Here is a 7,940-nt window from a genome sequence, read left to right on the forward strand (position 1 = left end):
ACAAGTGGCAGTCAATTATGGTCATTTTCAAAAGATCCAAAGAAAGCAAAAATATTGGAGGTGCTAAATCTGTAGAATTTTTATAGTAAATATGAATGAATTGTACTCGATCTTTAATACCCTTCAGGTAATTTCTCCAGCACCTTCTCAATCGGAATGGCAAGTCCTATTTGATCCTTCGTTGATATTGCAAAAACAACTCCAATCACATTTCCTTCTAAATTGATAACAGGACTTCCGCTGTTTCCGTTATATATAGGGGATGAAAGCATAAGTACTCCATTTTTTTCTGATCCTTCAAGTATTACTCCATCAATCGCAATTTGATTGTGTAAAAGCGGATTGCCAATCACATAAATTTGATCGGAAGCAGCCCATGTATTAGGCTGTCCTAAAGGAAGTGCGGGTAATTGTTCCCCATTAATTTGTAAAAAGGCAAGATCGATGTCGGGATATAATTGTAAAATGGTGGCTTGGAAAATGTCCCCGTTCGAGAATGTGACCGTTATTGGATACATGTTATCGACAACATGATGATTCGTAATGATTAACCCATTTTCAGATATATTGAATCCAGTTCCTTTAGAATACTGGTTGTGTACAGTAACAACAGCCTCTTTATATGCCTGAATATCTTCCTGTTTCGATAGTTCAGCTGATTTCTGTAAAAAATTTATTGATGATAGATTGAAGACTTGAGGCCAAATTTGAAGCAGGCTTACTATTAAAGCAATCGCTACACCAACTGAAATAGTTCTTTTTACAATTATATTTCGCTTTTTCTGTTTTTCTCGTAACCATTCATCTTCTTCATTTGGCAAGAAATCCTCTAATGGCGGTTCTTCGAATTTTTCTTTGTTTTCATCAGTATCGTAATGATTCATCAGTAAAATCCTTTCATATATATTCGAACTTTATTATTAATATAAATCTACTATACAATTGCCAGATCTAATTTGCTAAAAAAACGATTACTTTAAACTTCGTATCCTACTGGGAAAAAAATTGTATAATAAGATTATTTGAAAAAGGCAAAAAGAGTAGGAGGAATGCAGATGCAAACTTTAGAGAAAATTAGTAATCGCTTTTGGTATCAAACACCTGTTTCGGAGACTGATCGGCCAATTTTAGGCGTGGTCATTGGAGAAAAACGGTCTTTAATGATAGACGCTGGCAATTCAGAAGCACATACGAGGTATTTTCTAAGCGAGTTAGAAAAGAATCATATCCCTCAGCCAAGTTTAGTAGTGCTTACGCATTAGACATGATTTCTGTTGCTTCCAAACAAACGAAAGATGAGCTAGAAAAGCTCGTTTCGTTCGAATGGACAGATGCTGCCTTGGATGAACGAGTTAAATCTGGTGTGGAGATTGAATTTTGCGCAAATGCTATAAAGAAAGAGTTCGGAAGCGAGAGGGATATCAAGATAAAGCTTCCAGAAGTAACTTTTGAAAAAAGAATGGACATTGACCTAGGCGAAGTCACTTGTCAAATTGAGCATGTTGGCGGCGATCATGCACAAGACTCTGTCATTGTCTATATAAAAGAAGAAAAAATATTGTTTTTGGGGGATGCGATTTACGCTAACCTTTATGCTAGTAAAAGAAATCTGACCGTAAAACGGACACTTCAGCTTTTAGACAAAATCGACCAATTTGATGCAGAAACCTACATCCTTTCTCATTGGAAGCCAGTATCGAAACACGAATATCAGCAAGAGGCCAAATTGTTAAGGAATATCGCCCATTTAACTGAACAATTCGAAGGGCGATATGATGATATAAAAAATGCCTATCAATCGATTGTCAATCGAGACTTGAATGAGGATGAGCTTGAGACTTTGGATTATTTTGTAAATGGTTTTGAACTTGGAGAGTAATTTCAAGTATGGAAGGGACGTGGGGTTATGTCCCTCTCCCAAACAAGGATGAAATTATTTAGAATAAATAGTTGAAATTTTTAACTTCAGTACAACACTAATTTCCCTCTAAAGGATGTTCCACATGACAAAAGAATGACTTGATATAAAAGTCGATTTCTTGTGTAAGTATATTGAGATTTGTAATGGATAATAAAAATGATGTTCGAAAAAAAATAATATATTTTGACGAATAAGTGAATGGGATGGTTACTTTTGAATAGATTTAAACAAAGGTTATAGATTTTTTGAACACGAAGAAATAACTGGGGGTAAAGAACTTGAAGAAAGTCATACACAGGTCGTCATACGACTTCCTAAAGAACGAATTCAAGTATTTAGAGTCAACAGGTAACCTTCAAGAAGGCCAAGCAGATAAATTGATTGCACTTTATGAGTATCCTAATGAAGCATTAAAGCCGAGTAAAAAAATCAACATGATTTCCATCCTTTTAACAATAGGAGCCTTGCTTATCGGATTAGGTATTTTAAGTTTTATAGCAAGTAACTGGTCTAATATGACAAGCAGTACAAAATATGTCTCATTGCTCGCAATCTTAATTGGTTTCTTCATAACAGCCAGACTATTAGAAAATAAGAGACCGTATATAGCCAAAGCCTTCTATTATATTGGGGTATTTGCTTTTGGTGGAGAGTTATTTTACATAGGACAACTATTCCACTTAGGAGGCAAAGCAGAAAATACTTTCATATGGTGGGGGTTAGGAACTCTGCCGTTAGCGTTCTATTGTAAAGATAAAATATTAAAAGCTATCAGTTTAATATTTATTTATGTATTTATCGAACTGAAGTTCATCCATTACGAAAGTGATTTGTGGTATCTCTCCATCTTTCTTATTCCTCTTTTATTCTTATTTGGGCATTTTATCATGAAAAAAAACAGCAAAATTATGCTGCTGGTTAACATGCTTATTTTATTTCAATTTATCCAAACGCATTTCTACTTCCGAACTCTTGCAGAAACAGCATCTTTCCCTTGGATATTCATTGTATTAATACCACCATTGTTCTATGTAGGTCACAAGTTCCTAAACAAGTCTATCATTTTATTTACTATCAACACTTTTATGGTCATTCAGGCGATCGTAACATTCTTTGTATTCTATGAAATGGAAAATATTATTTTGCTGCTCGTCATCTTATTTGTACTTGGTCTGGCGTATACGCATATTCGGCATAAAGATTATGAATTACCCATGAAAGTAATCGGTTCAGCTGTGCACTTTATAACAGCAATCATGCTAACAATCCCTTTCTTATGGGAAGAAAGTTTCCCTAAATGGGCAACAACTGATACAAAGGCCTTAATCCCTTGTATTGTAATAGGAGTATTATATAGCATCTATGCGTTATCAATGGCAAGTAAAGGAAATTTATTCGGGGTAGCCATTGTATGTGTGTTTATCCTGCGTTTCTATGTAGACTTATCATTGCAATTCATGAACAAATCAATCGCATTCCTTATTGGCGGGATTCTCTTGATCGCACTAGGTATTTGGTTTGAGCGAACAAGAAAGGGAGGGAAAAAGAATGATCCAACTTTCAAAGAATAAACAATTTCTCCTTGCGCTAATCATTCCTGTCATCATCTTGTTAGGGATGACAGTAAAACCGCTTTTAACAACCTTTTTTGGGGAAACAATTTATCTGCAAACAGTCCCCTTTGACCCAAGAGATTTGTTCTATGGAGATTACGTAGATTTGCAATTTGAAATAGAGAGGTTACCTGTAACATTATTAGATAAGGAGCTTCAATCTAAACTAGAGAGTAACGGTCATTCCTTCAAAGACTATAAAGATACATCTGTTTACATCGTTTTAGAATTAAACCAACAATCAGGGATCCACGAAGCAGTAATCATAACAGAGAAAAAACCATCCTCCAGCCCTTACATTAAAGGAATCATGAGTCCTTACTTATCCTATTCCGATTGGGATGATCAAAACTCCCAGAAAGTTGTATACATCGACATTCCAGTTGAACGATACTTTTTAGAAGAAAACACTGGGAAACAGTTAGAACAAGATGCTAGAGAAGGTCGATTAATTGCGGAAATCAAGGTAAAGGATGGTTATCCGATTCTGCAGGAGGTATTAAAGGATGCCCGTAATTAATTGGAACATATCCATACTGGTTCTATTGAAAGGAAGATAGAGTGTAATGGAAGAAAGTGATTCTAGTTGTATAGTTGTTCTAGAGGAAGTTATGGAACATGACAGGGTATTGATCAATGAAAGCGGTTTATTTTTTTCTCAATCCTATTCATTAGATTATAGAAAACCAGGAAAGCTAGAATCAACAAGCCGAAGATTAGGTTGCTTCGTTGGTGTAACAGGTAATTTGATAATGAAAAGCTCAGGGATCATCCATCGAGCTCCTTTTCAAGAAAGAACGTTGTTTGCTGATATCCTTTTAAATGAACAAGAAATAAAAATAATGAAATGCAGATAGCTTAGTTGGGATCGGAGCTATTCGAAATTAGTCTAAAAATTTGTATGATAAAAATTGAGAGTCAAAGAAAGCAAACTCTTCTATGAAAGTGGACTTTTTATTTTCTTATTCTAATTATTAATAATTGATAATTTACAAGGTCATGAGTTCTCTCGTGACCTTGTTTTTTTTTGCTTTCACGTTTGATAGAACAGAATGGGGGAGGAACTGAAATAATTAATGGTAAATATTGATAAGTATTTAATATTCTTCTTGAATTAAATGGTAAAATCAAATCTGATGGAGGGATTAAATGAAAAAGGATATATATGTAGTCGGCGCCGTGATTATACTTAATGGAAAAATTTTATGTGCACAAAGAGGAGCAAATAGAATTTTACCGTACAAATGGGAGTTTCCCGGAGGCAAGATAGAAGTCGGTGAAACACCGCAGGAAGCACTAAAACGGGAAATTAAGGAGGAAATGCATTGCCAAATTGAAATTGGCGGGCAAATTGATCATACGGTTTATGAGTATGATTTTGGTATCGTTCATTTATCGACTTTTGCCTGCAAACTGAAAGAAGGGGAGCCGCGACTCACTTAACACAAGGAGATCAAATGGGTAGAGCCAAATGAGCTCAGTACACTAGATTGGGCTCCGGCTGATATTCCATCGGTGAAAAAATTAGTAGAAATGAATTTCCCCACTAACTAACGGGCTGTGTGGACAGAACCAATCATATAACAATGCAATTTTTACAAATAACGCTTGGATGGAATGAAATCCAAGCGTTTACTTATGGGGGTTTATCAATTGTTTTTTTCTTTGGTTGTAGAAATATTTGTTTTAGGATTCCAGCATTATACACGGAAAAAATCATAGTGAAGTAAAGGATTAATCGGGGAAAATAGAATTCCTCCTTACCCGTAAACTCAATATAATTGAAGGAATTACAAAAAAGGCCAAGTCACTATTAAGGATAATTTCTTAATAGAATTTTGGTAATAAAAAATGGACAAGAAACATTCACGCTAAATAAATAAGGAAAGCATTCTGTTTAGCACAGAACACTTTCCTATTAGAGAGATTGTATAATTAACCAATTAAGTGGTAACTTTATTTAATTATTTGGCTTCTGGTTTCTCTTTTCCCATAGAGTCAAATAATTGTGTGGATGATAAGGCATTGAATGGTAAAGAAATATTATGTTTAACACCCTGGTTGTAAGATGCAATTAAGTCTTTAAGTAGAACGGCTAAGGCAGTGTCTGCTGTCCATTCAGAAATATCGCTCCAATTTCTAGCTACCCAGCTATCACCCGTACTTACTTTTAATAGGTTTAATACTTCTTCTTCAGGTAAATTATAATGTTTTCCTAATTTAAGTCCTTCAGCTAGAGCATTCATGTTAATACCTAGAATCATATTATTAACTAATTTTGCTACTTGGCTGTTGCCTGGTTCCTCGCCATAGTAGAATGTATTGGATCCAATCGCATCAAAATATGGTTGGAAAGATTTCACGATTGTCTCGGAACCAGCTGTCATAATCGATAATGTTCCGGCTTGAGCACCTGAAGCACCACCGCTTACCGCAGCGCTAATTAATTTCAAATCACTTTCTTCTTCGACTTTTTTGCCTAATTCATTCATTGTATCAGGGTCAAGTGTACTCATAACAATAATTGTTTTATTTTTAGGTTGGGCAGATAAGATAGCGTTCTCACCAAAAATAATATCAACATTTTGGGCATAGTCTCGAACCATTGAGATAATCGCTTCGTCAGCTTGTTCCGCCACTTCATTTAAAGTTTCTACCATTGTTATTCCTGCAGCACTTGCTTTCTCATAAACACCTTTAAAAGCATCATAGCCGATTACTTCAAAACCAGCTTTCATTAAATTAACTGCCATCGGGAAGCCCATTGTTCCTAATCCTACAAATCCAATTTTTTTACTCATGATAAATTCCTCCTAGATGATTTATTGATAATTTATTTCAAAAAGTACTTTAGAATAAAGTTCTTAATATGTTTCGTTATAGTTGAATCATTCATAACAAGTATGAAAACTTGCTAGAGTTAGTTAAGCTAAACCTAAAATGGCCATGACAACAATAACGGCCATTGCGATCCAGTGTGTAACACTAATACTGATAAATCCATTTTTGAAGGTGTCTTTCATAGTTAATCCCGTTATATTGTTAAATATAATCAAGAATCCAGAATAAGGAACAATTGATAGCGCTCCAGATCCGATTGCGATTGCGCGGTGAACCGTTTCCGGATCTAGTCCCATTTCTAAATAGATAGGGGCAAAATTCGCAACAGAAATGCCAATTGCTCCAACAGCTGAAGCAGTAATACCGCCTATAAGACCTGTACCAATCATTAATGAAAGTACTGGAGGTCCAGGAATGGATTGAATCAATTGAAATACACCCTTAAACGCAGGAACACTTGTTGCAATGCTACCAAATGCAATTGTACTTCCAGTTGTTATTGTTGATGATAACGATTCGTTAGCACCTTGATTTAATACCTCTTTTTGCTGAGCAATTTGTTTACGGAATAATATAGCACTCAATACGATCGCAACAATTAATGCGACAATAATGATGTTACTCACAGAACTAAATAGTAAGATGATGCCTAATAATACGATGATAGGCAGTAAGCTGATAATAAATGGTGGAAGCTCACGCTCAGTTTCCGTATTACTGCTTTCAACCTTCTCATCTGCATGAAATGTCTCGTTCTTACGCAAGCTTTTGGACAGCGAGAATTTCATAAATACTAATATGAAGACTATTGCTGCGATGGAAGTGACGATTCCGATAACCGGCGCAGCAGTTAATGTAGTGCCTAAAGCCGTTGAAGGCACAATATTGTGTAAGGAAGGTGCCCCAGGCAACATTGTCATAGTAAACGTTGAAGTCCCGCCAAACACAGGAATGGTAACTAATTTCCACGAAATATCAAGTTGTCTGAAGATCGGTTTAGCCATTGGGATTAATGCGAATATTATGACGAATACATTAATACCACCGTAAGTAAGAATGGCAGAAATAATAAATAATGCTACCAATGCGTTGTACGGGTTCTTGGTTCCTACCACCGACAATACTTTATTTGCAATTGAAATCGTTGCCCCACTTTTATCCATGTATTTCGCTAATACAGAACCTAATAAGAATATAGCGAAATTGGATGCAACAAACCCAGCTAGTGCAGTCATATAAGAATTTTCTTTGCCAAATACGGTTTCTAGTATAGGTACATCGTTAAATAGCAATACGACAATTGTCGCTATGGGTGCAGCAATGATGATACTGAACTTTTTAATAATAAGGAGAATAATTGTTAAAACACCTAACAATATTCCAATTATACCCAATAAATCCATTCTAATTTTTCCCCTTTATTCTAGTTGTTATGGATATTATGTAAGCAACTATTATTCTGAATAATTCACATTACATCCTTTGTTTTTAAATTAACTAGAAATTTTTACCGTGATCGATAATTAAACCTTTACAAAACTTACACCTCAATCTAATAACACTTG

At 35.2% G+C, this 7,940-nt stretch carries 6 protein-coding genes and 2 pseudogenes; 5 read left to right on the plus strand and 3 right to left on the minus strand.

What is annotated here, in order from left to right; all coding sequences use genetic code 11:
• Nucleotides 1-113 precede the first annotated feature (113 nt).
• Nucleotides 114-884, minus strand: coding sequence for a S1C family serine protease (locus V7127_RS00120; protein WP_335482768.1), 771 nt, complete (start codon nucleotides 882-884; stop codon nucleotides 114-116).
• A 171-nt stretch (nucleotides 885-1,055) separates the two neighbouring features.
• Here V7127_RS00120 and V7127_RS00125 point away from each other — a divergent pair.
• The 5 genes and pseudogenes from V7127_RS00125 (at nucleotide 1,056) to V7127_RS00145 (ending at nucleotide 5,088) form a co-directional block, all read left to right on the plus strand.
• Nucleotides 1,056-1,879: pseudogene (locus V7127_RS00125) on the plus strand (MBL fold metallo-hydrolase).
• A 320-nt stretch (nucleotides 1,880-2,199) separates the two neighbouring features.
• Entirely contained in the window at nucleotides 2,200-3,492 is a 1,293-nt protein-coding gene (locus V7127_RS00130) for a DUF2157 domain-containing protein (protein WP_335482770.1), read from the plus strand.
• Nucleotides 3,470-4,054, plus strand: coding sequence for a GDYXXLXY domain-containing protein (locus V7127_RS00135; protein WP_335482772.1), 585 nt, complete (start codon nucleotides 3,470-3,472; stop codon nucleotides 4,052-4,054). The genes V7127_RS00130 and V7127_RS00135 overlap by 23 nt, the downstream gene beginning before the upstream one ends.
• 46 nt (nucleotides 4,055-4,100) lie before the next feature.
• The gene (locus tag V7127_RS00140; protein ID WP_335482774.1) at nucleotides 4,101-4,391 is read left to right on the plus strand and encodes a hypothetical protein; all 291 of its coding nucleotides are present in this window, start codon (nucleotides 4,101-4,103) and stop codon (nucleotides 4,389-4,391) included.
• A 292-nt stretch (nucleotides 4,392-4,683) separates the two neighbouring features.
• A pseudogene (locus V7127_RS00145) lies at nucleotides 4,684-5,088 on the plus strand ((deoxy)nucleoside triphosphate pyrophosphohydrolase).
• Nucleotides 5,089-5,498: 410 nt separating this feature from the next.
• On the opposite strand, the gene V7127_RS00150 reads toward V7127_RS00145, so the two are convergent.
• Both V7127_RS00150 and V7127_RS00155 read right to left on the minus strand, forming a co-directional pair.
• Complete coding sequence (locus V7127_RS00150) at nucleotides 5,499-6,335, minus strand: NAD(P)-dependent oxidoreductase (RefSeq protein WP_335482775.1); 837 nt, start codon at nucleotides 6,333-6,335, stop codon at nucleotides 5,499-5,501.
• 123 nt (nucleotides 6,336-6,458) lie between these two features.
• Entirely contained in the window at nucleotides 6,459-7,778 is a 1,320-nt protein-coding gene (locus V7127_RS00155; RefSeq protein ID WP_335482777.1) for a GntP family permease, read from the minus strand.
• Nucleotides 7,779-7,940: the final 162 nt, after the last annotated feature.

It is taken from the genome of Bacillus sp. JJ1773 (genome assembly GCF_036962035.1).
Taxonomy (GTDB): domain Bacteria; phylum Bacillota; class Bacilli; order Bacillales; family Cytobacillaceae; genus Cytobacillus.

Excerpts from the sequence above, each read along its gene's own strand:
- V7127_RS00150 (WP_335482775.1), bottom strand. The coding sequence starts at position 6,335 with ATGAGTAAAAAAATTGGATTTGTAGGATTAGGAACAATGGGCTTCCCG.
- V7127_RS00120 (WP_335482768.1), bottom strand. The coding sequence starts at position 884 with ATGAATCATTACGATACTGATGAAAACAAAGAAAAATTCGAAGAACCG.
- V7127_RS00135 (WP_335482772.1), top strand. The coding sequence starts at position 3,470 with ATGATCCAACTTTCAAAGAATAAACAATTTCTCCTTGCGCTAATCATT.
- V7127_RS00140 (WP_335482774.1), top strand. The coding sequence starts at position 4,101 with ATGGAAGAAAGTGATTCTAGTTGTATAGTTGTTCTAGAGGAAGTTATG.
- V7127_RS00155 (WP_335482777.1), bottom strand. The coding sequence starts at position 7,778 with ATGGATTTATTGGGTATAATTGGAATATTGTTAGGTGTTTTAACAATT.